Source organism: Solwaraspora sp. WMMA2056, from assembly GCF_030345095.1.
Lineage (GTDB): Bacteria > Actinomycetota > Actinomycetes > Mycobacteriales > Micromonosporaceae > Micromonospora_E.
Window position 1 is genome coordinate 6071083 of the sequence record NZ_CP128360.1, and the last position, 24960, is coordinate 6096042.

The 24960-nt window shown below is 72.0% G+C and carries 22 protein-coding genes; 9 read left to right on the plus strand and 13 right to left on the minus strand.

Going from position 1 to position 24960, the window contains the following annotated elements; translation table 11 throughout:
• Positions 1 to 63: 63 nt before the first annotated feature.
• Positions 64 to 1332: a serine hydroxymethyltransferase gene (glyA, locus tag O7608_RS27460; protein ID WP_289207312.1), complete on the plus strand. Its 1269-nt coding sequence runs from the start codon at positions 64 to 66 to the stop codon at positions 1330 to 1332.
• Positions 1333 to 1398: 66 nt separating this feature from the next.
• Here the strand turns inward: glyA and O7608_RS27465 are convergent, their stop codons facing one another.
• Positions 1399 to 4065: a GGDEF domain-containing phosphodiesterase gene (locus tag O7608_RS27465; protein ID WP_289207313.1), complete on the minus strand. Its 2667-nt coding sequence runs from the start codon at positions 4063 to 4065 to the stop codon at positions 1399 to 1401.
• Positions 4066 to 4261: 196 nt separating this feature from the next.
• On the opposite strand from O7608_RS27465, the gene O7608_RS27470 reads away from it, so the two are divergent.
• Positions 4262 to 4648, plus strand: a complete 387-nt coding sequence (locus O7608_RS27470) for a PH domain-containing protein (protein ID WP_289207314.1) — start codon at positions 4262 to 4264, stop codon at positions 4646 to 4648.
• Here the strand turns inward: O7608_RS27470 and O7608_RS27475 are convergent.
• Positions 4642 to 5568: a 2-hydroxyacid dehydrogenase gene (locus O7608_RS27475; RefSeq protein ID WP_289207315.1), complete on the minus strand. Its 927-nt coding sequence runs from the start codon at positions 5566 to 5568 to the stop codon at positions 4642 to 4644. The two genes, O7608_RS27470 and O7608_RS27475, sit on opposite strands and share 7 nt — an antisense overlap.
• Before the next feature lie 224 nt (positions 5569 to 5792).
• Here O7608_RS27475 and O7608_RS27480 point away from each other — a divergent pair, with 224 nt between their 5' ends.
• Entirely contained in the window at positions 5793 to 6683 is an 891-nt protein-coding gene (locus O7608_RS27480; RefSeq protein ID WP_289207316.1) for an RCC1 domain-containing protein, read from the plus strand.
• An 87-nt stretch (positions 6684 to 6770) separates the two neighbouring features.
• Positions 6771 to 7289, plus strand: a complete 519-nt coding sequence (locus tag O7608_RS27485) for a GNAT family N-acetyltransferase (protein WP_502959147.1) — start codon at positions 6771 to 6773, stop codon at positions 7287 to 7289.
• A 73-nt stretch (positions 7290 to 7362) separates the two neighbouring features.
• Here the strand turns inward: O7608_RS27485 and O7608_RS27490 are convergent, their stop codons facing one another.
• Positions 7363 to 7662, minus strand: a complete 300-nt coding sequence (locus tag O7608_RS27490; RefSeq protein ID WP_282226093.1) for a DUF1540 domain-containing protein — start codon at positions 7660 to 7662, stop codon at positions 7363 to 7365.
• Between the two features lie 243 nt (positions 7663 to 7905).
• Here O7608_RS27490 and O7608_RS27495 point away from each other — a divergent pair, with 243 nt between their 5' ends.
• Positions 7906 to 9120 carry a PQQ-dependent sugar dehydrogenase gene (locus tag O7608_RS27495; RefSeq protein WP_421357304.1) on the plus strand — a complete coding sequence of 405 codons (1215 nt, stop codon included), beginning with the start codon at positions 7906 to 7908 and terminating at the stop codon, positions 9118 to 9120.
• Positions 9121 to 9165: 45 nt separating this feature from the next.
• Positions 9166 to 10857, plus strand: a complete 1692-nt coding sequence (locus O7608_RS27500; protein ID WP_353850469.1) for a metallophosphoesterase family protein — start codon at positions 9166 to 9168, stop codon at positions 10855 to 10857.
• Positions 10858 to 11026: 169 nt separating this feature from the next.
• Here O7608_RS27500 and O7608_RS27505 read toward each other — a convergent pair whose 3' ends face one another.
• On the minus strand, positions 11027 to 11638 hold the full coding sequence (locus O7608_RS27505; protein WP_289207317.1) for a hypothetical protein: 612 nt from the start codon (positions 11636 to 11638) through the stop codon (positions 11027 to 11029).
• A 237-nt stretch (positions 11639 to 11875) separates the two neighbouring features.
• Here O7608_RS27505 and O7608_RS27510 point away from each other — a divergent pair, with 237 nt between their 5' ends.
• The 3 genes from O7608_RS27510 (at position 11876) to O7608_RS27520 (ending at position 13626) form a co-directional block, all read left to right on the plus strand.
• Entirely contained in the window at positions 11876 to 12667 is a 792-nt protein-coding gene (locus tag O7608_RS27510) for a helix-turn-helix domain-containing protein (protein ID WP_289207318.1), read from the plus strand.
• Positions 12658 to 12852 (plus strand): DUF397 domain-containing protein, encoded by a 195-nt coding sequence (locus O7608_RS27515; RefSeq protein ID WP_289207319.1) that lies wholly within the window; start codon positions 12658 to 12660, stop codon positions 12850 to 12852. The genes O7608_RS27510 and O7608_RS27515 overlap by 10 nt, the downstream gene beginning before the upstream one ends.
• 84 nt (positions 12853 to 12936) lie before the next feature.
• Positions 12937 to 13626 (plus strand): hypothetical protein, encoded by a 690-nt coding sequence (locus O7608_RS27520; protein WP_289207320.1) that lies wholly within the window; start codon positions 12937 to 12939, stop codon positions 13624 to 13626.
• Positions 13627 to 13673: 47 nt separating this feature from the next.
• On the opposite strand, the gene O7608_RS27525 is transcribed toward O7608_RS27520, so the two are convergent.
• The 9 genes from O7608_RS27525 to mnmA form a co-directional block, all read right to left on the minus strand.
• Positions 13674 to 14198 (minus strand): hypothetical protein, encoded by a 525-nt coding sequence (locus O7608_RS27525; RefSeq protein ID WP_289207321.1) that lies wholly within the window; start codon positions 14196 to 14198, stop codon positions 13674 to 13676.
• Between the two features lie 85 nt (positions 14199 to 14283).
• On the minus strand, positions 14284 to 15789 hold the full coding sequence (gene gatB / locus O7608_RS27530) for an Asp-tRNA(Asn)/Glu-tRNA(Gln) amidotransferase subunit GatB (protein WP_289207322.1): 1506 nt from the start codon (positions 15787 to 15789) through the stop codon (positions 14284 to 14286).
• Positions 15790 to 15815: 26 nt separating this feature from the next.
• Positions 15816 to 17309 carry an Asp-tRNA(Asn)/Glu-tRNA(Gln) amidotransferase subunit GatA gene (gene gatA / locus O7608_RS27535; protein WP_289207323.1) on the minus strand — a complete coding sequence of 498 codons (1494 nt, stop codon included), beginning with the start codon at positions 17307 to 17309 and terminating at the stop codon, positions 15816 to 15818.
• A 3-nt stretch (positions 17310 to 17312) separates the two neighbouring features.
• Entirely contained in the window at positions 17313 to 17612 is a 300-nt protein-coding gene (gene gatC, locus O7608_RS27540) for an Asp-tRNA(Asn)/Glu-tRNA(Gln) amidotransferase subunit GatC (RefSeq protein WP_282226084.1), read from the minus strand.
• Between the two features lie 81 nt (positions 17613 to 17693).
• Complete coding sequence (locus O7608_RS27545) at positions 17694 to 19934, minus strand: putative bifunctional diguanylate cyclase/phosphodiesterase (RefSeq protein ID WP_289207324.1); 2241 nt, start codon at positions 19932 to 19934, stop codon at positions 17694 to 17696.
• 239 nt (positions 19935 to 20173) lie between these two features.
• Complete coding sequence (gene ligA, locus O7608_RS27550) at positions 20174 to 22357, minus strand: NAD-dependent DNA ligase LigA (RefSeq protein ID WP_289207325.1); 2184 nt, start codon at positions 22355 to 22357, stop codon at positions 20174 to 20176.
• A gap of 72 nt (positions 22358 to 22429) precedes the next feature.
• Complete coding sequence (locus O7608_RS27555) at positions 22430 to 22588, minus strand: hypothetical protein (RefSeq protein ID WP_289207326.1); 159 nt, start codon at positions 22586 to 22588, stop codon at positions 22430 to 22432.
• Between the two features lie 81 nt (positions 22589 to 22669).
• Positions 22670 to 23716 carry a uroporphyrinogen decarboxylase/cobalamine-independent methonine synthase family protein gene (locus tag O7608_RS27560; RefSeq protein WP_289207327.1) on the minus strand — a complete coding sequence of 349 codons (1047 nt, stop codon included), beginning with the start codon at positions 23714 to 23716 and terminating at the stop codon, positions 22670 to 22672.
• 152 nt (positions 23717 to 23868) lie between these two features.
• A complete protein-coding gene (gene mnmA, locus O7608_RS27565; RefSeq protein ID WP_289207328.1) occupies positions 23869 to 24942 on the minus strand; it encodes a tRNA 2-thiouridine(34) synthase MnmA in 1074 nt (357 codons plus the stop codon).
• Between the last annotated feature and the right edge of the window lie 18 nt (positions 24943 to 24960).

Below are 24960 nucleotides of genomic sequence, written 5' to 3' on the forward strand. Positions count from 1 at the left end.
ACCGCCGTGTCCGGCACCTGGCCGGGGGCGACGGCGCCGCACCGACACCCAGGAGGGCACGTCGTGCACGTACCGCAGATTCCGTACCTGACCGCCGCCGATCCGCAACTCGCCGCGCTCGTCGAGGGCGAGGCCCGCCGCCAGCACGACAAGCTCCGGATGATCGCCTCGGAGAACTACGTCTCCACCGCCGTACTGGAAGCCAGCGGCACGGTGCTGACCAACAAGTACTCCGAGGGCTACCCGGGCCGGCGCTACTACGAGGGCCAGCAGTTCGTCGACCCGATCGAGACCCTCGCGATCGACCGGGCCAAGTCGCTGTTCGGCGTCGCGCACGCCAACGTGCAGCCGTACTCCGGCTCTCCCGCCAACCTCGCCGTCTACCTGGCCTTCCTCTCCCCCGGCGACACGGTGATGGGGATGTCGCTGCCGATGGGCGGGCACCTCACCCACGGCTGGTCGGTCTCGGCCACCGGCAAGTGGTTCAACTCGGTCCGCTACACCGTCTCCCGCGACACCGGCCGCATCGACTTCGACGAGGTCCGCGACGTGGCCCGCCGCGAGCGCCCGAAGGTGATCTTCTGCGGCGGCACGGCGGTGCCCCGTACCATCGACTTCCCGGCCTTCGCCGAGATCGCCCGCGAGATCGACGCGGTCCTGGTCGCGGACATCGCGCACATCGCCGGCCTGGTCGCCGGCGGCGCGCACCCCTCACCGGTCGGGCACGCCGACGTCGTCACCACGACCACCCACAAGACGCTGCGCGGCCCGCGCGGCGCGATGATCCTCACCACCGAACAGCACGCCATCGCGATCGACAAGGCCGTCTTCCCCGGCCTGCAGGGCGGCCCGCACAACCACACCACCGCCGGCATCGCGGTCGCGTTGCGCGAGGCCGACACCGACGACTTCCGCCGGTACGCCCACCAGGTGGTCGCCAACGCGAAGGCGCTGGCCGCCGCGCTGGCCGAGCGGGGCTTCGACCTGATCTCCGGGGGCACCGACAACCACCTGATCCTGGCCGACCTGACCGGCAAGGGTGTCGCCGGCAAGCCGGCGGCGCAGGCCCTGGACCGGGCCGGTATCGAGCTCAACTACAACACCGTGCCGTACGACCCGCGCAAGCCGTTCGACCCGTCCGGGATCCGGCTGGGCACCGCCGCACTCACCACCCGTGGGCTGACCGAGGCACAGATGCCGCAGGTCGCCGCCTGGATGGACGACGCGGTCACCGCCGCCGTCAAGGACGACGACGCCGCGCTGGACCGGATCGCCGGTGAGGTCGCCGACCTGCTGGCCGGCTACCCGATGCCCGGCTACGCGTCGGCCTGACCGGGTCGGGACCGGTCTCGACAGCCCGATCACCCTGTCGTCGTCAGTACGACGGGGTAGGTCACGTCAGTACGACGGGGTAGGAAAGTCGGCGATGTACGCCTCGGTCCGCTCCGCCGGTGCGGGGCGGGCCAGGGCGTACCCCTGACCGAACCGGCAGCCGGCGGCCTGCGCCTGGCCGACCTGCCGGGTCGTCTCCAGCCCCTCGACGATGATCTCCAGGCCGAACCGGCGGCCCAGCTCCGCCACCACGTCCAGCACCGGCCGGGCCGGGTCGGACCGGCTCGTCGAGTCGGTCACCAGGGATCGGTCGATCTTGACGAAGTCCAACGGCAGGCGGCGGAGCTGGCCGATCGCCGCCTGCCCGGCACCGAAGTCGTCCAACGCGATCCGCACCCCCCGGGCCCGCAGCTCCGCCAGCTGCACGATGATCTCCTGCTGCTGATCGGCGGCCAGCGACTCGGCGACCTCGACGACCAGCTGCTCCGGCATCATCCCGTTGGCCTGCAGCACCGCCACCAGATCGGCGGCGAACCCCGGCGCGGCCAGCTCGACCGGGGCGACGTTGACCGACAGCCACAACTGATGGCCCTCCCGTGCCCAGGACGCCACCTGGCGACAGGCGGTCGCCCGCAGCCACCGCCCGATCTGTGGCAGCAACGACAGGTCGGTCGCCACCAGCAGCAGCTCCGCCGGCAGCACGGTGCCCAGCACCGGGCTACGCCAGCGCAACAACGCCTCCACCCCGACCGGTTGGCCGTCGGTGAGGTCGACGACCGGCTGGTAGACGACGTCCAGCTCGCCGCGTTCGGCCGCACCGGGCAGCTCACGCTCCAGATCGAGCCGGCGGACCAGCTGCTCCTCCAGATAGGAGTCGTACCACTCGACCCGGTTACGGCCGAGCTGGCGGGCCCGCCGCCGGGCCAGGTCCGCCCGGCGCAGGACGTCGTCCACCCCGTCGCCGTCGCCGAGGTCGGCCATGCCGATACTGGCCTGCAGGTGGACCAGGACACCGGGCAGCTGCCACGGCTCCCGCAGCACCGAGATCAGCCGGGCACCGACGCCGTACGCCAGCATCGGGCCCGCCACCGTGACGACCGCGAACTCGTCGCCGCCGAGCCTGGCCACCACGTCGTCCGGACCCACCGTGTCGCGCAGCCGGCGGCCCGCCTCGATCAGCACCGCGTCACCGGTCTCCCGGCCGTACTGCTCGTTGACGCTGGTCAGACCGTGCAGGTCGATGATCAGCAACGCCCCCGGCTGCCCGGGAAGTTCCCGTGACGTGGCGAGCTGACGCATCAGTTCCCGACGGTTCGCCAACCCGGTCAGCTGGTCGGTGAAGCCCAGTTTGTGCAGCCGGCGCTCCAGATGGACCCGCTCTCCCACGTCCCGCACATGGACGACGAGCGCCCGGACCTCGGGAACGTCGCGCTGGTCGGTGACGGTCGACTCGGTGTCGCGCCACCGGCCGTGGCCGTCGCGCAGCCGGGCGGTCACCAACGGCACCCGTCCGGACCGGGGCAGCCGGCCGGTCGCCACCCCGGTCAGAGCGACCATCACCTCGGCGGCGTCCTCCGGGTGCATCAGATCGGTGAAGGGCCGGCCGAGCACATCCGCGTCGGCCAGCCCGAACAGCCGGGCGGCGGCCGGTGACTGCCAGCGCACCAGCAGATCGTCGCCGAGGATCAGGGTGAGATCGTTGCCACCGGAGACCAGGGACCGGAAGTGCGCCTCCTGCTCCGCGAGCCGACGGGCATAGGCACGCACGTCGGCGGCGGCCATCACCTCGCGGACCACCAGCGTCGGGATCACCGCCAGGCCGAGCAGGATCGACGTACGGTCGAACGAGCCCTGCACCGCCAGGTGGTAGCCGGCCGCCGCGGTCGCCACCATCGCCGGCACCGTCAACAGCGGGTACGCCGACAGCCGCCCGCGCAGCGGAACGACCCGGACTCCACCGGCACGCAGGGCACGCCACGCGCCGACCGCCAGCAGCAGCATGCCGCCGACCACCGGGGCCGCCGCCAGGCACCAGAGCCGGTCGTCGGTGCCGTAGGCGAAGCAGACCGTCAGCGCCACCAGGCCGACCAGTACGGCGATCGAGCCACCACCACAGAACGGCACCGACGGCAGTTGGCCCCGCACACTCAACACGGTCACCGCGATGACCGACCCGACGCCGATCACCCCGAGCTCGGCGACCAGCACGGTCGCCGGCACGCCGCTGGCCGGGGAGAGCAGCCAACCGGCGAATATCAGACTGGTCGCCATGCTCAGCCCGTCGAGCAGCCGCCGCCACCGCAACGGCCAGGTTTCCGCCACACCGGGCAGCAACAGGATCGCGACCAGGTGACCGGCCAACGTCGGGACCAGCCCGGCCACCGCCAGCTCGGCCCGTACCGCCGCCGGAGCGAACGCCGCGACGCAGACCGCTCCGACCCCGACCACGGTCGCCCCGACGAGCGCACCGGCGCACCGGCAGGCCCGGAAGTCCCCGGAGCGCGCGCGGACGGCGCGGGCGGTGCGCACCAATCGCCAGCCCGGACCGCAGACGCCGAACAGCATCGCGCCGAGCAGCGCGTGCCCGGCGGCGACGAGGCCGGTGCCACCGGCGACGAGCAGGGCGACGGCGAACAGGACCGAGGCCGGTAGCAGCAGACCGCCGTCGGCCGCCCGATGCTGACGCAGCCGCGCGCGCGGCAGCTGAGGGGATGCTTCAGGCACGGCGGCCATCGCCTCCACGGGAGGGGTCGGGGCAGGCGGCACGCACACCCGGAGGCCAACCTGTGCCGGGAGCAACGAGACAGGTGGCGGTCGGGTGACGGGTCGACCGTACGAGATCTTTCCACAACGGTCGGTGTGGCCGACCCGACCACCGGCGACCGTACCCGCGCACCGGCGCTCACCAGCGGGATGCCAGGATTGTCGGATGAGTCGCAGGGTCATCGTCCGGTTCCGGCCCCATCAGGCGATCATGTTGGCGGCGATCCTCGCCTTCGTCGGATCGCTGCCGCTGGCCAGCACCCGCTGGTACTTCCTGCCGATCCTGCTGGTGCCACTGGCGATCGCGCTCTGGGCGGTCCGCGCCGGCACCGACGCCGACGCCGACGGCCTGCACGTGCGGGCCCTGCTCGGCCAACGGCGGATCCCCTGGTCACGGGTTGCCGAGCTGACCGCAGACCCGCACGGACGGGCGGTGGCCCGGCTCACCGACGGGCACCGCGTACCGTTGCCGGCGGTACGCGCCGGGGACCTGCCCCGGCTGATCGCCGCCAGCGGACAGCCGCTCGATCCGGCCAGCCCGGCGGATCAGTAGCCGTCCACCACCACGTTGTCCAGCGGCTCACCCCGGACGAACCGACCGATCTGCCGACCGGCCAGCGCGTAGGCACGCGCCCGCAGCCCGCGTACCGAACCGGCGATGTGCGGGCTGATCACCACGTTCGGCATCCCCCAGAGCGGATGGTCGGGGGGCAGCGGTTCCGGATCGGTCACGTCGAGTACGGCGCGGATCCGGCCGGTGGCCAGCTCGGCGGTGAGCGCGTCGGTCTCCACCACCGGGCCACGGGCGGCGTTGACCAGCAGCGCCCCGTCGCGCATCGCCGCCAGCGTCGCGGCGTCGACCAACCCCCGGGTCTGCGGGGTCAACGGCACGATCAGCACCACGATGTCCGCGTGCGGCAGCAGTACGGGGAGTTCGTCGACGCCGTACACCTGCTCCTGCGGCCGTGCGGTCCGGGCCACCAGGGTGAACTCCACCTCGAACGGCGTCAACCGGGCCCGCAGCGCCGCGCCGATCGAGCCGGCACCGACGATGAGCACCCGCTTTCCGGCCAGCTCGTCGGTGGGGGCGAACCTGTCGTAGGACCACTCCCGGCGGTCCTGTGCCCGGATGAAGCCGGCGAAGTCGCGCAGGTCGGTGAGGATCGCCGCCACGATCCACTCCGCCGTAGACGAGTCGTGCACCCCTCGGGCGTCACAGAGGGTGACCTGCTCGGGCAGCCGGCCCGCCCAGGCGTCGGCCCCGGCGGAGAGCAGCTGGACCACCTGCAGGTCCGGCATCCTGCCGACCAGCTCGGCGGCCTTCGGCCGGGCCAGGAACGGCGGCACCCAGAACCGCACACCGGCCGGCGACGAGGGCAGCTCGGCGGGGTCGGCGACGACCTCGACGGTCACCTCGTCGGGCAGCGGGCCGAGCAGTTCCCGACCTTGCCGGTGGGGGATCCAGACCTTCACCGCTCCGACGATAGCGGGCCGCTGCGGCTCGGCCGCCGATCGGGTCAGTCGGCCGCCGTCACCTGATGAATACTTCTCTGGCACACCACTTCATCGATCACGCCACATAGTTCTATATTCAGATGAGAGGTGACCGTCGCCCACACCTGGCGACAAAGTGAATTCCGATCACATTATCCGCGAATCTCGTCGCGGTCGTTTCTGTTCGCCGCGTGGAGGAACCGATGGACATTCGTCGACGGTGGGCAATCAGCGCCACACTGGTCATGGTCCTGGTGTCCGGGCAGCCCGCCGCCGCCGGCACCACGGGTGGTGCCGCAGCCGGTGCCCGACCGCTTACCGACGTCATCGGCCCGGTGACCGCCGTCGCCGCCGGCTGGGGACACAACCTCGGTCTGCGCCCGGACGGCACCGTCATCGCCTGGGGCTGGAACGACGCCGGACAACTCGGCAACGGCGACCGCGGCTGGTACCAGAGCGAAACTCCGGTGCCGGTGTGCGCCGTCGGGCAGACCGCGCCCTGCACCCGGTTCCTCACCGGCGTGATCGCCATCGCCGCCGGCGAATACCACAGCTTGGCGCTGCTGCGGGACCGTACCGTCGTCGCCTGGGGCTACAACATCGCCGGGCAGCTCGGCGACGGCAGCACCGTCGACCGACTCACTCCGGTCCGGGTCTGCGCGCTCGACCAGACCGCCCCCTGCGACCAGGTCCTGTACGCGGTGAAGGAGGTGGCGACCGGCTACGCGCACAGTCTGGCGTTGCGCGGCGACGGCGGCGTGGTGGCCTGGGGCAGCAACACCTCCGGGCAGCTCGGCAACGGCCTGCGTACCGCCGGGATCCCGGTCCCGGCCCGGGTGTGCGCCCTGGCGGAGGTCGCCCCCTGCGCCCGGTTCCTGTACGGCGTCCGGCACATCGACGCCGGCCACAGCCACAGCCTGGCCCAGCTCAGCAGCGGCGGGGTCCTCGCCTGGGGCGCGAACAGAGCCGGCCGGCGACGGCACCCACGAGCACGTGTACTCCCGGCCCGTCCCGGTCCGGGTCTGCGAGGTCGGCCAGACCGCCCCCTGTACGCAGTACCTGACCCTGATCAGGTCCATCGCCTCGGGCACTGATCGCAACGTGGCGCTGCGGGTCGACTACACCGTGGCCGTCTGGGGCGACTACCCGGGCAAACTCCTGTCGTACTAGGTTTGCCTGCCATGCGGATCGACGACGCGACGGCGACGGTACGGGTGCGGGCGATGCGCCCCGCCGACGCGGCCGAGGTGCTCGGCATCTACCAGGCGGGACTGGACACCGGGCTGGCCAGCTTCGAGACGACCGCCCCGGACTGGGCGACGTTCGACGCCGGCCGGCTGGCGGGACACCGGTGGGTGGCCGTCGACGACGCGGACGGATCGCTGCTGGGCTGGGCCGCGGTCAGCGCGGTGTCCAGCCGGCCGGTGTACGCCGGGGTGGTGGAGAACTCGGTGTACGTCGCCCCGGCCGCGCAGGGGCGCGGCGTGGGCACCCGGCTGATCGACGCGGTGATCTCCTCGACCGAGTCGGCCGGGATCTGGACGATCCAGGCCGGGATCTTTCCGGAGAACGGCGCGAGCCTGGCGGTGCACGCCCGCGCCGGTTTCCGTACGGTCGGGACCCGGCAGCGGATCGGTCGACGTGACGGCCGCTGGCGGGACGTGGTGCTGCTGGAACGGCGCAGCCCGGTCGTGGACTGAGCCCGACCGGGCCTGCGCCGGTGGTTCGGCGGGTCGTGCGGCCGGCCGTGCGGCCAGCTGTCCGTGCGACAGGTCAGGCCGGCTCGTAGGTCATGCAGTCGGCCATGTCCCGGCTGGGTCCGACCCGGATCGACGGGGCCCGGCACTCCAGCTCGGCGTTGAACCGGCAGTCGGCCCGCTTGCAGGCACCGACCTGGGCGATCACCGCGTCCAGTCCGCCCTTGGCGGAGATGTCGAAGAAGGTGGTGCAGCTGGCGCTGTCCGCCTCGGTGCCGATGGTGATCGCAAAGGCGTGACAGCCTTCGTGCTGGTTGTACGCGCACTCCACAGCGGTGCACTCCTGCACCCGGGGCATCTCCATCATCGCGGTCATCGTGGTCCTCCTAGCTCGGCGGCATCCGACAGCGGCGGCCTCGCCACTGTGGTGAAACCGTATTCCACTACGACCGACAATAGGGTGCTTATTCAATGGTTGCAATTTTGGAAACCCTCACCTAAGCCGATCGGCCACCCTTTTGGCTACCCTTACCTAAGGGACGGCAGAGCCATTTGGTTACCCTTACCTAAGAATTCAGGGGCACCGTCGGATGCGGATATCGGGCAGCGGGCTAGTCTGGTGCGGGTGAACGCCCGTCTGCCGTCGCGCCGCCAGTCGTACCGCTGGTCGCCGTACCGCCGTCCGTCGCGCCGCACGACCACCGCGACCGTCGCCGCCAGCCTGACCGCCCTGCTGCTCGCCGGCGGGTGCACGTTCGGCGAGCCGGAGCCGGACCAGGCCGGCGCGCCCCCCACCTTCCCCGCCCCCACGGCGACCCCGACCGGCGGCGGCGTGGACCAGCAGATCGCGGTCACCGTGCTGGCCAGCGGGCTGGCGGTGCCCTGGGGGGTGGCGTTCCTGCCCGACGGGGCGGCGCTGGTCACCGAGCGGGACAGCGCCCGAATCCTGCAGGTCGGGCCCGGTTCCAGCACCGACGGGCTGGACGTCACCGAGGTGCAGACCATCGACCAGGCCGACAGCGGCGGTGAGGGCGGGCTGCTCGGCATCGCGGTCTCCCCCGAGTACGCCACCGACGAGACCGTGTTCATCTACTACTCCACGGCGCAGGACAACCGCATCGCCCGACTCACCCTCGGCGGCGAACCGGAGCCGATCGTCACCGGTATCCCGGTGTCCGGCATCCACAACGGCGGCCGGCTCGCCTTCGGCCCCGACGGGTTCCTCTACGCCACCACCGGCGACGCCTCCGACACCGGGCTGTCCCAGGATCCGGAGAGCCTCGGCGGCAAGATCCTGCGGATGACGCCGGACGGCGAACCGGCTCCGGGCAACCCGACGGCCGACTCACTGGTCTGGTCGTTCGGACACCGCAACGTGCAGGGCATCGCCTGGGACGCCCAGGACCGGCTGTACGCCACTGAGTTCGGCCAGAGCACCTGGGACGAGATCAACCTGATCGAACCGGGCGGCAACTACGGCTGGCCGCAGGTCGAAGGCACCGGCGACGACGACCGGTACGTCGACCCACTGGTCGTCTGGCCGACCGAGGAGTCGTCCTGCTCCGGGGCGGCCATGGTCGACCGGGTCCTCGTCGCCGCCTGCCTGCGCGGCGAGCGGCTGTGGCTGGTCGAGATGACCGACGACGGCACCGTGTTCGGGCAGCCCCGCGCGCTGCTCACCGAGGAGTACGGTCGGCTGCGTACCGTCGTGCAGGCACCTGACGGCTCGGTCTGGGTGACCACCTCGAACACCGACGGCCGGGGTGAACCGGCTCCGGAGGACGACCGGATCCTCCGGCTGGTCTTCGCCGACGGCGGAGCCGGCCGCAGTTGACCTGGCTGACCTTTCCCCTCCCTACCAGGCAGGCATGATTCGACCATGAGTGACGAGCAACCAGCCGACTCCCGTACGGCCGGGCGCGGCGAGGCCGGACCGGCCACGGCCGGCGGCCGGCCACGGCGCGCCGTGCGGCGGCTCGGACCCTTAGCCCGGGCCACGGCCCGCCAGCTCGGTCGGGCTGCCCGGTCCCGGCCGACCCGGCGGGCCGGTACGGCGCTGGCCGTGGTCGCGGTCAGCCTGGCCGGCATCGCCATCGGCATCCTGCTCGGGGCCCGTACGGAGGTCGACGTCGGGCCGTTCCGGGCCGAAATGGCGGTCACCCCGGCGGTCGACGGCGGCACCACCGTGGCCATCCCGCCGCTGGGCGCGCTGCACCTGGACAGCCACGAAGGGCCGGTGCAGTTGTCCATCCGGCTCGGCTCGCTCGACCAGGGCCGCACCCTGGCGCTGCTCGACGACCCGGCGGCGATCACCCGGGCCAGCCAGACGGTGGTCAGCGACGTCACCGAGGGGGTGCTGCGGCTCGGCATCCGTACCCTGGCGGTGGCGGTGCTGGCCACCCTGATCCTCGCCGCGCTGGTCTTCCGCGACACCCGCCGGGTGGCCTGGTCCGGCACGCTGGCGCTGCTGGTCACCGGCGGTAGCGTCGGCGTCGCCGCGCTCACCCTGCGCCCAGAGGCGATCGAGGAGCCCCGGTACGAAGGTCTGCTGGTCAACGCCCCGGCGGTGGTCGGGGACGTGCAGCAGATCGCCAGCAACTACAACCGGTACGCCGAGCAGCTGCAGCACATCGTCACCAACGTCAGCCGGATCTACACGACGGTGTCGACGCTGCCGGTCTACGAGGCGGCCGAGGGCACCACCCGGGTGCTGCACGTCTCCGACATGCACCTGAACCCGACCGGCTGGTCGATGATCCGGACCGTCGTCGAGCAGTTCAACATCGACGTCGTCATCGACACCGGCGACATCACCGACTGGGGCAGCGAGCCGGAGGCCAACTTCGTCGCCTCGATCGGCCTGCTGGAGGTGCCGTACGTGTTCATCCGCGGCAACCACGACTCGGTCCGCACCCAGGAGGCGGTGGCCGGCCAGCCGAACGCAATCGTGCTGGACAACGAGATCACCGAGGTGGCCGGGCTGCGGATCGCCGGGATCGGCGACCCCCGGTTCACCCCGGACAAGCAGACCAGCCCGGCCGACGGCGGGTTGTCCAAGCCGGCGGCCGAACAGGTCATCGGGGTCGGCGAGCAGCTCGCCGCGACGATCCGGGCCGCCGAGGAGCCGGTGGACATCGCCCTGGTCCACGACCCGGTGTCGGCCGGCCCGCTCTCCGGCGTCACCCCGCTGGTGCTGGCCGGACACACACACAACCGGGAGGTACGCCGACTCGCCGAGGTGCCGGGCGAGCAGTCCACCCTGCTGATGGTGGAGGGCTCGACCGGCGGGGCCGGGCTGCGCGGGCTGGAGGGTGAGGAGCCGACCCCGCTGGCCATGTCGGTGCTCTACTTCGATGCCGAGGACCAGTTGCAGGCGCACGACGACATCCGGGTCGGCGGCACCGGTCAGGCGCAGGTCACCCTGGAGCGGCACGTGATCGCCGCGCCGGTCGACCCGGTCGATCCGTCCGCGACGCCCACCGCCGCCGACCCGGCCGGCACCGACCCGGCCGCCCCTGGGGCGGGGCCGGCCAGCCCGGTCCCCGGCCCGCCGGCGCCCAGCCCGTCCTGACCAGTTCCCCATTGCGATCTAGAAGGATCTGGCCGGTATATCGACCACGATCCTTCTAGATCGCCTCCGTCGTGGCGCGCTGGCCGGCTCACGGTGCATCCGGGCACCCTTGACGACCTGCCCGCGTACCGGTTGCGGGAGTTGCTGGACGCGCGGATCGTCGTCGGCCTCACCCCGGGCCGGTTCGCCCGACCCCACCATCTGTCGCAGGATCGACCGACCACGCCGCCGGCCGGCTGACCGCGCCGGGGCGACGTAGCGCCGATGCCCGTACCGTCACCATCATCATCTGTCCTTCGCGGTCGCCGTGCAGACGGTTGCCGAGCAGATGAATCCACTCGATCCTCGGGTGATCGGCTTCCGCTCGGACGTGAATGACGCGGAGTCGCAGCATTCCGTCGCCGTTGAGATAGTCGGCCGCGCCAATCTCGATGATGTCCCGCGGTTGCACCAGCGGCGGGATCTGCGGCTCAGTCATCGTCACCTGCCCCGGTCGTCGAGCTGTCGGTGTGCCAGATGCCGGCCGAGGCCAGCAGCCGGCGAATGGTCCGGGCGGCGTCGCGGTCGTACCGGTCCAGTAGGCCACTGCGAGTCGTAGCGCCGGACAGCTGATCGTGCCGCAGCGCGGACACCCGGTCACCGGGTCGGGCAGGTGCAACGCGGCCAGGTGCCGGGCGCGGGCGATCACCGGGTGGTCGACGTAGCCGGGCACGGCGCTGCCGGTCGGCACCGACATCCAGCCGAGTACGCCGTGCCGGCGCGCCGCGCCGGGCTGACGCACCACACCGGACCGACGTACCACTCCAACCGGTCGCAATTGATCTTTGCCATTCTTCCTTGCGCCATGAATCCCCCATAGGGACAACGATGGACGCCTTCTCAAATTCGCCACCCCTCCACCCTGGACTCCGCCACCCCCGCAATAGAAGATGGGCAGCACACCCGTACCGCCCGCATCCGGGCCCGGGTGAGCCCTGCCCACCGCCGATCGATTCTGTAGCGAAGATGGAGGAAGCGAATGTCTGGACCCGCAAGCGCTTATCTGGTAGCGGAGCTGCGCCGGCGACGCGAGTTGGCCGGGCTCACCCAGGAGCAGTGGGGGGCGGCCCTGCACTGGTCGGCCCAGCACGTCAGCTCGATCGAGCGCGGCGTCCGGCCGATCCGGCTCGACTACCTCGCCGCCATCGACCGGGTATTCAACTGCGACTACAGCACCCTCTACGCGCTGCTGCTGCGGGCCGAGCGGGCCCCGGTCTGGCTGCGCCCGTGGCTGGAGCACGAACGGGAGGCGATCATGCTGCGCTGGTTCGAGCCGATGCTGGTCCCCGGCCTGCTGCAGACCGAGGCGTACGCCCGCGTCGTCCTGACCCAGGCCGGGGTGATGATCGACGACGTCGACACCACGGTCGGCGACCGGCTCAGCCGCCAGGAGATCCTGCACCGGGCCGAACGGCCGTGCCGCTTCGTCGGGGTGATCGACGAGGCGGTGCTGACCCGGGCGGTCGGCGGCCCGGCGGTGATGCGCGAGCAGATCCTGGCGCTGATCGCCGCCTGCGACCGGCCCAACATCTCGCTCCAGGTGGTGCCGGCCGGGGTCGGCGCCTACCCGGGGCTGAACGGCCCGTTCATCCTGGCCAGCCTGGAAGGCCGGGCGGCGGGTTTCCTCGACGGGCCGTTGGAGGGCCAGACCATCGAGTTGGAGGCCGATCTGACCAGACTGGAGCATGCCTGGGAGTCGCTGCGGGAGTACGCTCTGCCCGGTGACCAATCCATGGCGTTGATGCAGGAGGCGGCAGACAGATGGGCATGACCACCGACCCGCGACCGGCCTGGCGGACCAGCAGTCGTAGCAACGGCACTGGCGGCGCGTGCGTCGAAGTCGCCGACAACCTGCCCGGCCGGGTCCTGGTCCGCGACAGCAAGGACCGCACCGGCGGCACCCTCGCCTTCTCCCCCACCGCCTGGCACACCTTCGTCAGCCACACCGCCCGATAGCCGGTCCGGGGCGCGACCGACGACACCAGTCCGCCGATCGGCAGGGGCACCTACTACATGCTCGACGGCGGTTTCATGACAACGATGAGCGCCCTCACCGTCGATCTGCTCGACGGTGAGGGCTACAACGGGGCAACCCTGTTCCTGGCGACCGCCGCACTGATCTCCACCGTCGTTGCCGCGTACTTCGCTCGTGAAGCACTGTTCCCGCCGAGGCGACGGCTGGTTGTCCGGGTGCTCTCCCCGGTCAGCCTGCTCCACGCCGATGCAGGTCTCCTCGGTGGCGCCGAGGGCGTCGCAGGGATCACCGGTGCCGGCGGCGTCGAGGTGTCCCGAAACGGGGAGCCGATTCCCGATCCGTACGTGGTCACCGTGTTGTTACGCAACACCGGGCGGCATGCCATCTCGACAGCTCAGTTCGATCAGCAGCGACCGATCACAATAGACATTAAGACGTCGATCGTGGCGGTGCTGAGCCCAGCCGGACCCGTCGCGCCGGCCACGGTCGAGGCCGAGGGTACGACGCTGAGGTTCCACCCCGACCTCATCCGCCAGAAGCAGGAAATATCAATTCAGCTGCTCACCTCAGGCCGGCCCGGCCCGGACCTCACCGTATCCGAGCACCTGGTGGACACCAGAGTCGATGTCGAACGTGGCGGAGTCGACCAGCATCCCTCTGCCGGCCTCGAACAGCACCTGCCGATCGCATTCGCCGTCGCCGGCACGGTCGGCCTGATCACGCTGATCATCGCGGACGTGCTACTGGGCGGCTGACCGCGCCGCACCGGCCGCTCGTCAGACCGGCAGGTAGCCGGGCCCGGTCACCTCGCCGAGCGCGTCCGCGTCGGCTCAGACTGTGCAAACCACGCCTGGGCAGACGCGGGTACGAGCAGGAGCACCACCAGGATCAGACCGACCGGCACCGACACGACACCGAGGATGATCGCGGTGATCAGCGAGCCGCGTCGGCCCTGCCACAGTCCATGCATCACCGAGCCGAAAATGGCTCCGATGACCACGCCTCCGATCGACAGCGCCCAGAACTCGATCAGCACACCGAGGACGATGAGCGCGAGTCCCAGCGCGACGCCGAGTGCGTAGCCGGCAACGGCGATGATCACCGGCACTGGTGGAGTCCTGCGGCGAGCCGCCGAGCCGACGTCCGTCACCGCTGCCGGTGACGTCGGCCGACCGGTAAGCCCGGAGAACCGCTGGTCGGTAGCGGCGGCCGCGACCAGCCATTCGATCTCGGCACGGCTCAGGTCGTACTGTCGCTCGAGCTCACCGACGTCGCGGCCCGCCGCGTATTCCGCGACCACCCGCTCATACTCGGCGTCCCACTGCATGTACAGAAAGTATCCGACTGCGCCATTTCACGAAAGGCCAGGTTCGATGCCGCCGACCTGTCGGCGCGGCGGCACCGCACCACCATCAGCCCTGCGCGCCGAGGCGGGACAGGATCAGTTCCCGGACGGTACGCGCGTCCGCCTGGCCCTTGGTCGTCTTCATCACCGCGCCGACCAGTGCACCGGCCGCCGCCACCTTGCCGTCGCGGACCTTCGCCGCGATGTCCGGGTTGGCGGCGATCGCCTCGTCGACGGCGGCGGTCAACGCACCGGTGTCGGAGACGACGCCGAGACCCTTCGCGGTCATCACCTCGGTCGGCGTGCCCTCTCCGGCGGCCACCGCCTCCAGGACCGTACGGGCCAGCTTGTCGTTGAGCTTGCCCGAGTCGACCAGCCCCTGCAGTTCGGCGACGTGTGCCGGGGTGACCCCGAGCGCCGCCAACTCCACACCGGACTCGTTGGCCCGGCGGGCCAGCTCCCCCAGCCACCACTTGCGGGCACCGGCCGGCGTGGTGCCGGCCGCCACGGTCTGCTCGATCAGCTCGACCGCGCCGGCGTTGACCACCGACTGCATGTCGTGGTCGGTCAGCCCCCACTGCTCCTGCAGCCGCTTGCGGTGCACCCGGGGCAGCTCCGGCAGAGCCGCCTTCAACTCGGCCACCCAGGCGGCGTCCGGCGCGAGCGGCACCAGGTCCGGCTCCGGGAAGTAGCGGTAGTCGGTGGCGGTCTCCTTGGACCGCCCCGACGTGGTGTCGCCGCTGTCCTCGTGGAAGTGCCGGGTCTCCTGCACGATCCGGCCACCGGCGTCGAGCACCGACGCCTGGCGCAGCATCTCCGCGCGTACCGCCCGCTCCACCGACCGCAGCGAGTTGACGTTCTTGGTCTCGGTGCGGGTGCCCCACTCGGTCTGCCCGACCGGGGTCAGTGAGGTGTTGACGTCGCAGCGCAGCGAACCCTGCTCCATCCGTACGTCGGAGACGCCCAGCGAGCGGATCACGTCCCGCAGCTCGGTGACGTACGCCCGGGCCACCTGCGGTGCCCGGTCCCCGGTGCCGGGGATCGGCTTGGTGACGATCTCCACCAGCGGGATGCCGGCCCGGTTGTAGTCGACAAGCGACTCGGTCGCCCCGTGGATCCGCCCGGTCGCGCCGCCGACGTGCAGCGTCTTGCCGGTGTCCTCCTCCAGGTGCACCCGTTCGATGCCGATCCGCACCAGCTCGCCGTCGACCTCGACGTCCAGCCAGCCGTCCACGCACAGCGGCTCGTCGTACTGGCTGATCTGGTAGTTCTTCGGCATGTCCGGGTAGAAGTAGTTCTTCCGGGCGAACCGGCACCAGTCGGCGATCGAGCAGTTGAGCGCCAGCCCGATCCGGATCGTCGCCTCGATCGCCGCCTTGTTGGCCACCGGCAGCGAGCCGGGCAGCCCGAGGCAGACCGGGCAGACCTGGGTGTTCGGCTCGGCGCCGAACCCGGTCGGGCAGCCGCAGAACATCTTGGTGTTGGTGCCCAGCTCGACGTGCGTCTCCAGGCCGATCACCGGCTCGTAGCGGGCGACGACGTCCTCGTACGTGGGCAACGCGGTCGTGCTCATCACAAACTCCAACTCTCGATCGCAGGTCAGCGCGTCGCCGCGGAGAGCTCCGGCGGGGTAAGGGTGCCGACCGCCGACTCCAGGGCGGCCGCGACCCGGTACATCCGGTCGTCGGCCATCGTCGGCGCCATCACCTGCAACCCGACCGGCAGCCCGTCGGCCAGCCCGCACGGCACCGAGATGGCCGGGCCGCCGTACAGGTTGGTCGGGATGGTGAACAGGTCGGCCAGATACATCTGGTACGGGTCGGCGGTGCGTGCCCCGAGCGGGAACGCCACGAACGGCGTGGTCGGCGAGATCAGCACGTCGACCTGCTCGAACGCGGCGGTGAAGTCCCGGGTGATCAGCGTACGGACCTTCTGCGCCTGGCCGTAGTAGGCGTCGTAGTAGCCGCTGGACAGCGCGTACGTGCCGAGCATGATCCGCCGCTTGACCTCCGGACCGAAGCCCTGGTCGCGGGTCAGCGACATGACCTCCTCCAGCGACCGGTTGCCGTCGTCGCCGCTGCGCAGCCCGTACCGGACGCCGTCGTAGCGGGCCAGGTTCGACGAGCACTCACTCGGCGCGATCAGGTAGTACGCCGGCAGGGCGTAACCGAAGTGCGGGCAGGAGACCTCGACGACCTCGGCCCCGAGCTTGGTCAACGCGTCGACGGCGTCGCGGAACGCGGCCTGCACGCCCGGCTCGACGCCGTCGCCGGTGGCGAACTGGGTGACCAGGCCGAGGCGCACCCCGGTCAGGTCACCGGAGGCACCGGCGCGGGCGGCCTCGACGACCGGCGGTACGGCGGCCGGGATGGAGGTGGAGTCACGCGGGTCGTGCCCGGCGATCGCCTCGTGCAGCAGCGCGGCGTCGAGCACGGTCCGGGCGCACGGGCCGGGGGTGTCCAGCGAGGAGGAGAAGGCGATCAGCCCGTACCGGGAGGTGCCGCCGTAGGTCGGCTTGGCACCGACCGTACCGGTGACCGCGCCCGGCTGGCGGATCGAGCCGCCGGTGTCGGTACCGATCGCCAGCGGCGCGGTGTAGGCGGCGATCGCGGCCGCGCTGCCGCCGCCGGATCCGCCGGGGATCCGGGTCAGGTCCCACGGGTTGTACGTCGGCCCGTACGCCGAATACTCGGTCGACGAGCCCATCGCGAACTCGTCCATGTTGGTCTTGCCGAGGATCGGCATCCCGGCGGCGCGCAGCCGGGCGACGATCGTGGCGTCGTACGGCGGTCGCCAGCCGTCGAGGATCTTCGACCCGGCGGTCGTCGGCACCCCCTTGGTGGTGACGACGTCCTTGACCGCGATCGGCACCCCGGCCAGCGGGCCGAGCGGCTGCCCGGCGGCGCGGGCGGCGTCGACGGCCTGCGCGGCGGCGAGCGCCCCCTCGCCGTCGACGTGCAGGTAGGCGTGGACCCGCTCGTCGACACCGGTGATCCGGTCCAGGTGGGCGCGGGTGACCTCGATGGCGGAGGTGCTGCCGTCGGCGATCAGGCCGGCGAGCTGCGCGGCGGTCATCCTGGTGAGTTCGGACATGGCTCAGACCTCCTCGTCCAGGATGCGCGGCACCCGGAACCGGCCGTCCTCGGCGTCGGGGGCGGCGGCGAGCGCGGCGTCCCGGTCCAGGCCGGGAACGACGACGTCCTCGCGCAGTACGTTGGTCAGCGGCACCGAGTGCGAGGTGGGCGGGATGTCGTCGGCGGCGACCTCGCCGACCCGGGCCACAGACTGCAGGATGACGTCGAGCTGGCCGGCGAACGTCGCCAGTTCGTCCTCGGTCACGGCCAGCCGCGACAGTCGCGCCAGGTGCGCGACCTCCTCGCGGGAGATGGCGGCCATCTGCGCCCCCTTCGTACGGTGGTGGAACGGTCGTCCCGGATCGTCGCGCGGCGTGGCCCGCCGGCGCCGGACCCGACGAGTCTATTTCTCGGCCGCGCCGGGCGGCTCATCGGGCGGGCCCGGCGGGTCGTCCGACGTCGCACCCAGCGGCTTCGCGGGCGGGCCCGGCGGGTCGTCCGAGGGCTCGTCGCCCGGGGCGGCGGGGTCGTCGCCCGGGGCGGCGGGGTCGTCGCGCGGGCCGGGGGCCAGCGGCCGGTAGCGGGCCAGCCAGCTGACCAGTTCGTCGGCCGGCATCGGTCGGGCGTAGAACCAGCCCTGGGCGACGTGGCAGCCGAGGGCGTGCAACCGCCGCCAGGACGCCTCGTCCTCCACCCCTTCGGCGACCACCCGCAACCCCAGCGCGCGGGCCAGCTCGATCACCGACCGGACGATCGCCGCGTCGTCGGTGTCGGTCGACATCCCGAGTACGAACGACCGGTCCACCTTGACCTCGGACAGCGGCAGCCGGCGCAGGTGCTGCATCGACGAGTAGCCGGTCCCGAAGTCGTCCAGCGCGATCGCCACCCCGATGGCGTCCAACCGGGAGATGGTGGCCAGCACCCGGCGCGGGTCGGCCATCAACGCCCCTTCGGTGATCTCCAGCTGCAGCTGGTCGGGCGGGAGGTTGTAGCGGGTCAGCCGGTCGGCGATCTGGTCGGCGATCTCCCCGGTGTGCAGGTCGCGGACGCTGACGTTGACGGCGGCGCGCAGCGAGATCCCGGTCGCCGCCCACTTGGCGATCTGCTCGACGACGTCGTCGACGACCCGGCGGGTGAGCAGGCGCATCACCGCGCTCTGCTCGGCCACCTTGATCAGCTCCTCGGGGTCGACCATGCCCCGGCGGGGGTGCCGCCACCGCAGCAGCGCCTCGACCCCGACCACCTCGCCGGTGGCGACCTCCACCTGCGGCTGGTAGTACATGGTGATCTCGCCGACGTCGTCGACCTCCCGGCCAGGGTCGACGGCGTGCGCGCCGTTGACGTCGAGCACCCGGCGCAGGTCGGCCAGCAGGCCGAGCCGTTCCGGGGAGTTGTGGTCGGACTCGGCAGCGTAGACGGCGGTGCCGTCGCCGGTGTCCTTCGCGTCGTACATGGCCACGTCGGCGTGCTGCAGCAGGGTGGCGAAGTCCTCGCCGTGCTCCGGGTAGAGGGCGATGCCGACCGAGCCGCCCACGTCCAGCGGCAACCCGTCGAGAGCGACCGGCTCCGCCAGGGCGGTCACCACCTGGTCGGCGATGTCACGGGCCTGGTCGGCACCGGTCAGCCGGGTGGCGAGGATCGCGAACTCGTCACCGCCGAGGCGTACCACCAGGTCCTGCGGCCGGACCACCATCGCCAGCCGCAGCCCCACCTCGACGAGCAACCGGTCCCCGACCAGGTGGCCCAGCGCGTCGTTGACGTGCTTGAAGCGGTCCAGGTCGAGCAGCAGCAGCGCCATCTGCGCGTCGGCCGCGCCGCGTCGACGCGCCTCGGCGTGCACCGGCACCTGGTCGGCGATCTCGACGATCAGCGCCTTGCGGTTGGCCAGCCCGGTCAGCGGATCCAGCCGGGCCGAGCGCTCCTGCTCGCTGGCGAGCGCGGCCATCCGGTACACGGCGTACAGCGGCACCAGGACCAGCGGGATCAACGCCGGATCGGCCTGTGCGGCCACCACCAGGACCGGCCCGAGCAGCAGCAACGACCCGGTGGAGAGCAGCTCGAACCCGACGCCGCGCTGCGCCGCCCGCCACCACCGGCCGCCGAAGCGCAGCCGGATCGCCAGAGTCACGGTGCTGTAGTTGACCGCCGACCAGGCGGCGGCCGCGCCGACCGCCACCGCAACGTCGATCCACCGCAGGTCGGTGACGCCGGCGAAGGCACCCGGCCCGGCCAGCCCGGCGACCAGCGCGGCGGCGGCGAGCGCCAACGCGTACTGCGAACTGTTGAACAGCGCCCGCCACGGCACGTGCCGGGCCCGCCAGGCGAACACCGTCACCGCGACCGCCTGCACCGCGACGGCCGGGCCGAGCCCCCAGGCGAGCAGGATCGCGAACGTGAAGCAGACCGACGGGAAGACCTCGGAGCGCCGCCGCCGGCCCGGCGGGGTGAACGGCCGGGCGTCGCCGACCACCGCGAGCGCGGCCATCAGCCAGAATGCGACCGGCAGCTGCGGGACCTGCGCCGGGAGCGTGATCAGCGGTACGGCGCAGACCGCGACCGCGGCCGCGGTGACCCCGCCGACGTAGCCGAAGAACAGGGGCGCACGCTCCGGAGGTACGGAGTTCCGCAGTGCCGCGGCCTCCATCTGCCCCTCCCGTCGCGCGTGGGTGGCCGTCGCCGGCTCGCCCGGTCGGGCACCGCGCCGACGCCATACACCTTAGGGACGCCCAGCGACCGGGTCAGGGCCGAAGCGCGGTCGTGATTGATTTGAGACGCGGTCAGCGGTCCCCGGTGGGAAATACTGCGGTCCCGACGGCAATGGCGTACACCAATTGTTGCCGGCGCAAGATATTCACCCTGGCCGGTCGGCTCACGGCGCTGCTGTCACTGCGGTGCGGTGGCCCCGGCGGACGCGGCGGGCTCGCCTGCCTTCGCCGACTCGGCGGACTCCGGCGCGGGGCGGACGAGCGCCCCGGCCGCCGCCGGACCGTCGGCGAGCAGGACGCCGAAGCCTTCCTCGTCGAGGACCGGTACGCCGAGCGACACCGCCTTGTCGTACTTCGACCCCGGGTTGTCGCCGACCACCACGAACCCGGTCTTCTTCGACACCGAGCCGCTGATCTTGCCGCCCCGGGACTGGACCGCCTCGGCGGCCTCGTCGCGGGAGTAGCCGGTGAGCGATCCGGTGACGACCACGGTCACCCCGGCCAGTGGACGCGGTGCCGTGTCGTCGGCGGCGTCGTCGGCCATCCGCACCCCGGCGTCGCGCCAGCGGCGCACCACCTCCTGGGCGTGCGGGGCGGCGAACCAGTCGGCGGCGGCCGCGGCGATCACCGGACCGACCCCGTCGACGTCGACCAGCTGCTCCACGGTGGCGGCGGCAATGGCGTCGATCGACCGGAACTCGCGGGCCAGCGCCTGGGCGGCGACCGGGCCGACGTGTCGGATGGAGAATGCCACGATGATCCGCCACAGCGGGCGTTGCTTGGCCTCGTCGAGGTTGGCCAGCAGTTTCTTCGCGTTCTCGGTCAGCTCGCCGCTCTGATTGCGGAAGAACTCCACCGCCGACAACCGGTCGGCATCCAACTCGAAAAGGCCGCCGATGCTGGTGACCGCACCGGAATCGACAAGCGCGATCGCCGACCGTTCGCCGAGCGCTTCGATGTCGAGCACACCACGGCCGGCGATGTACTCCAGCTTGCGGGTCAACTGCGCCGGGCAGTCCAGGTTCGGGCACCGGATATCGGCGTCGCCCTCCTTCTCGTACCGCAGCTCGGTGCCGCACTCCGGGCAGTCGGTCGGCATCACGAACTCCCGCTCGGTGCCGGTCCGCAGGTCGACCACGGGGCTGACCACCTCGGGGATCACGTCACCGGCCTTGCGGATCACCACCATGTCGCCGATCAGCACCCCCTTGCGGGCCACCTCGCCGGCGTTGTGCAGGGTGGCGAAACCGACCGTCGACCCGGCGACCTTGACCGGGTCGAGCACCGCGTACGGGGTGACCCGGCCGGTCCGCCCGACGTTGACCTTGATGTCGAGCAGCCGGGTGTTGACCTCCTCCGGCGGGTACTTGTAGGCGATCGCCCAGCGGGGGGCCCGGCTGGTCGAGCCGAGCCGACGCTGGATGGCCACCTCGTCGACCTTGACGACCACCCCGTCGATCTCGTGCTCGACCTCGTGCCGGTGCGCGGCGAAGTAGGCGACGACCTCGCGCACCCCGGCCAGGTCGTCGACCACCTGCCACCGTTGGCTGATCGGCAGCCCCCAGGCGGCCAGCCGCTGGTACGCCTCGGACTGGCGTACCGCTTCGAAGCCCCGCCGGGCACCGATGCCGTGCACCACCATGCGCAGCCCGCGCCCGGCGGTGATCCGGGGGTCCTTCTGCCGCAGCGAACCGGCGGCGGCGTTGCGCGGGTTGGCGAACGGCGCCTTCTCCTGGGCGACCAGGCTGGCGTTGAGCTCGGCGAACGCGGCCACCGGGAAATAGATCTCGCCGCGCACCTCGAGCAGCTCGGGGGCCTCACCGGCCAGTCGCTCCGGGATCTGCCGGATGGTCCGCACGTTCGGGGTGATGTCCTCGCCGACCCGGCCGTCGCCGCGGGTCGCCGCCCGCACCAGCACGCCGCGCTCGTAGGTGAGGTTGACCGCCAGACCGTCGACCTTCAGCTCGCACAGGTAGCCGACCGGGCCGCCGGCGTCGCGCTCGACCCGCTCCGCCCAGGCCGACAGCTCGTCGTCGTCGAAGGCGTTGTCCAGGCTCATCATCCGCTCGGCGTGGGTCACCGGCGCGAGCTGGTCGGCGTAGGCGTAGCCGACCCGCTGGCTGGGCGAATCCGGGGTACGCAGCGACGGGTGCCGCTCTTCCAGCTGGTTCAGCTCGCGGATCAGCTGGTCGTACTGCCCGTCGGAGATCTCCGGGGAGTCGAGCACGTGGTAGCGGAACTGATGCCGGTCGATCTCCTCGGCCAGGGTGGCGTGCCGCTCCCGCGCCACCGCGTCTGGCTCCTGGCCCGCCTGCGCCTGCTGGGCGGCGCTGACCTGCTGCGGGACGGTTTCCTCGGACACCGGCTGACCTCCGTGATCGGATCTACCTGCGCACCGTATCGCCCGGCACCGACAACTCCGGCCACCGCCTCGTCAGCCGCCCTGCACCAGGCTGAACACGGCCACGCCGGCGCACCACAGGAAGCAGAGCACGAACACCACGGCGACGATCGCGACGATCAACCCGCGGTACATCGTCCACCAGCCGGGGCGCTCCGGCGGGCCGTCGACGCCGTCATCGTGATAGCTCATCGCCACCAACCGTAACCGCTGCCACGGCAGCGCGCGACGATCCGGCGGCCCTCCCCTCGTCGCCGCTCCATCTCGCGGCCGCTACATCTCGGCGAGACGTCGGCCGGCGTCGCGGCAGGCGGCGAGCGCGGTCCGCGCGTACGCCGGGGTCGCGCCGGCCAGCCCGCAGGCCGGCGTCACCACGACCTGCGCGGCGGCCTGAGACGCCGGAAAACCGAGCTTCGACCAGAGGGTACGCACGGCGTCGGCCGCCTGCGCCGAGGTCGGCGCGGTGCCCGGCTGCCGAGGGGTGCCCGGCACGGCACCGGCGAACAGGCCGAGCCCGGCGTCGATCGCCTCACCGAGCGGATCCAGGTCGGTGACCAGGTCGAGGTCGACGGCGACCGCCGCCGCACCGGCGGCCCGCAGCAACGCCAGCGGCACCGCCGGCGCGCAGCAGTGCACCACCACCGGTACGCCGACCGTGCCGATCACCTCGGCGAGCAGGTCCCGGACGACACTGGCGGCCACCGCCCGGTAGGTGTGCAGCCCGCTGTCGGTGCGCACCGCTCCGGCCAGTACGGCGGGCAACGACGGTTCGTCGAGCTGCAGCAGCACCTGTGCACCCGGCACCCGGCGGGTCACGTCGGCGACGTGCGCCCGCAGCCCTTCGGCGAGGGAGGCGGCCAGGTCACGGACCGCACCGTGGTCGCGGACCAGCCGGCCCCCGAGCCCGACGTCGAGGTTGGCCGCCAGCGTCCACACTCCGGCGGCCTGCAGTTTGACCGGCCCGACGTACCCGTCGGCCTGCTCGGTCAGCTGGTCGAGGTCGCGTTCCCGCAGATCGAGTGCGTGTCGCAGGTCGCGCCCCGGCCGGCCGGCGACCCGCCAGCGGCCGGCGTACAGCTCGATCGGCAGGTCGACCAGGAAGGCCGCGCCGCGCCCGATCAGCTCCGCGCCCGGGCCCCTGGCCGGCAGCTCGGCCAGGTGCGGCAGCTGCGGCAGTTCACCCAGCACGATCCGCTGGGCTTCGGCGACGTCGGTGCCGGGCAGTGAGCCGATGCCGGTGGCGGCACCCGCCGGCCATGGCCAGGGCTCGCTGCGGCGGGCCGGATCGTCCGTCCGGGAAGACTCACTCGGGTCGGTCACGGCCACGGACTCTACCCAGTCGCACCCGCCCACCACCCCATGATCGCGACGATCTTGCACTTATCGATGGACAAGTCGGACAAAAGCTCTCGACAACTGCAAGATCGTCGGGGAGGTGGTCCGGGAAAGGGAGGGGTGGAACGGGCGGGGGGTCAGCCGGTGATGGTGGCCGAGCCGAGCACCACGTCGCCGGCCGGGTCCGGCCGGTACGCGACCATCGCCTGCCCGGCGGCGACCGCCCGCAGCGGTCGACGCAGCTCGGCCCGCATCCCGTCGACGCCCACCTCGACCACCGCCGGCACCACCGAGCCGTGTGCCCGGACCTGCAGCAGCGCCTCGACCGGGCCGTCGGGGCGGGGCCCCCCGGTCCACACCGGACGCTCACCGACCACCGTGCTCACGTCGAGGGCCTCGGCCGGGCCGACGGTCACCGTGTTGCTGACCGGCGTGATCGACAGCACGTAGCGGGGCCGCCCGTCCGGTGCCGGTGCTCCCAGGCCGAGGCCACGACGCTGCCCGACGGTGAAGCCGTACGCCCCGTCATGGCTGCCGACCACCGCCCCGGAAACCGCGTCGACCACGTCACCAGGGGCGCTGCCGAGGCGCTCGGTGAGGAACCCACGGGTGTCACCGTCGGCAATGAAGCAGATGTCGTGCGAGTCCGGCTTGTCAGCCACCGCCAGGCCACGCTCGGCGGCCTCGGTACGCACCTGCGCCTTGGTCGAGTCGCCGAGCGGGAACATCGCCCGGTCCAGCTGCGCCCGGTCCAGCACCGCGAGCACGTACGACTGGTCCTTGGCCTCGTCGACGCTGCGGCGCAGCAGACCGTCGGGGCCCAGCCGGGCGTGGTGGCCGGTCACCACCGCGTCGAAGCCCAGCGCCACCGCCCGGTCCAGCACCGCCGCGAACTTGATCTTCTCGTTGCAGCGCAGGCACGGATTCGGGGTACGCCCGGCGGCGTACTCGGCGACGAAGTCGTCCACCACGTCGGCGTGGAACTGGTCGGCCATGTCCCACACGTAGAACGGAATGCCGATCACGTCGGCGGCCCGGCGGGCGTCCCGGGCGTCCTCGACCGTACAGCAGCCCCGGGCCCCGGTGCGGTACGTCTGCGGGTTGCGGGCCAACGCCAGGTGCACCCCGGTCACGTCGTGCCCGGCCTGCGCCGCACGCGCGGCGGCCACCGCCGAATCGACCCCGCCGGACATCGCCGCCAGCACCCGCACCGTACCCACTCCTGCCCG